At 58.8% G+C, this 3,025-nt stretch carries 1 protein-coding gene; it reads right to left on the reverse strand.

Annotation, left to right across the window (positions count from 1 at the left end; translation table 11 throughout):
* Positions 1 to 217: 217 nt before the first annotated feature.
* A complete protein-coding gene (gene clpB / locus A3754_RS18350; protein WP_063520855.1) occupies positions 218 to 2,815 on the reverse strand; it encodes an ATP-dependent chaperone ClpB in 2,598 nt (865 codons plus the stop codon).
* Positions 2,816 to 3,025: the final 210 nt, after the last annotated feature.

Here is a 3,025-nt window from a genome sequence, read left to right on the forward strand (position 1 = left end):
ACTGACAAACAAACCTACCGTGCGGCGCAAGAACCCGGAGACCGGCGAAATGGAAGTGCTGGATCAGGAAGCCAGAGACAAAATGGTGGAAGACACCCGCAGCGCGCTGGAAAAGTGCGAGGCTCGCTAAGGGCGCGTCTGCCGGCAGTCACTGCGCCAATAAAAAACCGCCGACATCGATGTCGGCGGTTTTTGTTTACAGACGACTTCCCTCAATTTAACGCTTGAAGGTAAACCGCTCGTCTTCCACGTCCACGTGAACGGTATCTCCGGGAAGGTATTCACCCCTCAGTAGCGATTGCGCCAGCGGATTTTCCAGCTGCTGCTGGATGGCCCGCTTGAGCGGCCGCGCCCCATAGACCGGGTCGAAACCAGCGTCCACCAGCTTGTCCAGCGCCGCATCGCTTAGCTGCAAGCCGATATCCCGCTCCGCCAGTCTTTTTTGCAAAAAGCCCAGCTGAATCGACGCGATCCCCTTGAGCTGGTCCTTGGCCAACGGGTGGAATACCACGGTTTCATCCACACGGTTGATAAACTCTGGCCGGAAGTGATTACCCACCACCTCCATCACCGCGGACTTCATCGCCTCGTAGTCACTGGCGGACTCCGCATCGGCTCCCGCCAGTTTCTGGATCAGGTCAGAGCCCAGATTGGATGTCATCACCACCACCGTGTTGCGGAAGTCCACGGTGCGGCCCTGGCCATCCGTCAGGCGTCCATCATCCAGCACCTGCAACAGAATGTTGAACACATCCGGATGCGCTTTTTCCACCTCGTCCAACAACACCACAGAGTAGGGCTTACGCCGCACCAGTTCAGTGAGATAGCCACCTTCTTCGTAACCCACATAGCCCGGAGGCGCACCCACCAGCCGCGCCACGGAGTGTTTCTCCATGAACTCGGACATGTCGATGCGCACCATGGCCTCTTCGGTGTCGAACAGGAAGCTGGCCAGTGCCTTGCACAGCTCTGTCTTGCCCACACCAGTGGGGCCAAGAAACAGGAAACTGCCGTTGGGCCGGTTCGGATCCGACAGCCCGGCCCGTGAGCGGCGCACCGCATTGGCCACCGCTTCTACAGCCTCATTCTGGCCGACGACCCGGTCGTGCAGGGCCTCTTCCATGCGCAGCAGTTTGTCTTTCTCGCCTTCCAGCATTTTCGATACGGGTATCCCGGTCCACTTGGCCACCACCTCGGCGATCTCTTCGTCAGTGACCTTGTTGCGTAGCAGCTGGGTTTCCGCCTGGGCCTGCTCTTCACGGTCCTGGGCATCCTGCACTTTCTTTTCCAGTTCCGGAATCTGCCCGTACTGCAGCTCGGACATGCGGCTCAGGTCACCGGCGCGACGCGCCTGCTCCATTTCCACCCGTGCCTGCTCCAGCTCTGCCTTGTATTCCGCAGCGCCCTGCAGGGCAGCTTTTTCCGCCTGCCAGATTTCTTCCAGATCGGCATACTGTTTTTCCAGTTCGTCGATCTCTTCTTCCAGCTTTTCCAGACGCTTGCGGCTGGCATCATCTTCTTCCTTGCGCAGCGCTTCGCGTTCCATCTTCAGCTGGATCAGGCGGCGGTCCAGACGGTCCATTTCTTCCGGCATGGAATCAATTTCCATGCGGATACGGCTGCCCGCCTCGTCGATCAGGTCGATAGCCTTGTCCGGCAGCTGCCGGTCGGTGATATAGCGATGACTCAAGCGCGCGGCCGCAATGATAGCGCCATCGGTAATATCGACGCCGTGGTGCACCTCATAACGCTCTTTCAAGCCCCGCAGAATGGCAATGGTGTCCTCCACCGTGGGCTCATCCACCAGCACTTTCTGAAAACGACGCTCCAGCGCTGCATCTTTCTCGATGTACTGGCGGTATTCGTCCAGCGTGGTAGCGCCCACGCAGTGCAGTTCGCCCCGGGCCAGCGCCGGCTTGAGCATATTGCCAGCATCCATGGCCCCTTCGCCCTTGCCGGCGCCGACCATGGTATGCAGTTCATCGATGAACAGAATGATGCGCCCTTCCTGCTTGGCCAACTCATTGAGCACCGCTTTCAGGCGTTCTTCGAATTCACCCCGGTACTTGGCTCCGGCGATCAGCGCGGCCATATCCAGAGACAGCACTTGCTTGTCTTTCAACCCTTCAGGCACTTCACCATTAACGATGCGCTGAGCCAGCCCTTCCACGATGGCGGTCTTGCCCACGCCGGGCTCACCAATCAAAACCGGATTGTTTTTGGTGCGACGCTGCAACACCTGGATGGTGCGGCGGATTTCATCGTCACGGCCGATCACCGGGTCCAGCTTGCCGGACTCGGCCCGCTCGGTCAGGTTGACGGTGTACTTGTCCAGCGCCTCGCGCTTGTCTTCCGCATTGGGATCATTCACCGCTTCACCCCCGCGCACTTCAGCAATTTTTTCCGCCAGCACCTTGCGGGTCACACCGGCATTTTTAAACAGCTTGCCCAGCTCGCCGTTATCGTCACAGGCCGCCAGCAACACCACTTCCGTGGACAGATACTGATCACCGCGCTGCTGCGCCTCACGATCGGCCAGGTTCAGCATGCGGCCGGTGGCCTGGCCCATCTGCACGTCACCATTGAAGTTATTCACGGTGGGCAGCTTGTCCACGGCCATATTCAGGGCGGTAATCACATCCGCGCTGTTGGCACCAGCCTTTTCCAGCAAGGGCCGGGCAGCGCCACCCTGCTGCTGCATCAACGCCAACATCAGGTGGACCGGCTCAATGGTGCTGTTTCCCTGCCCCACGGCCAGAGATTGCGCGTCTGACAGGGCTTCCTGCAAGCGGGCAGTGAGTTTATCCATTCGCATTTTTCACTCTCCTATCCGGTCGTGATCCGCACAGCACCTCCCTGACGGCAAGGTCAATGCGATCACCGGTTATCTATCAACTGAGAGTTAAATGGGTCCGATTGGGCCAAACTCAAGGGCAATGAATAGTTAATAATGAATAAGTAATAGCTGCGCGGCGCAAGCCTGTGTTAGCTTGAACGCAAGAGGCCGCGCCCAATCTCTGGGCGC

Source organism: Alcanivorax sp. HI0083 (genome assembly GCF_001635175.1).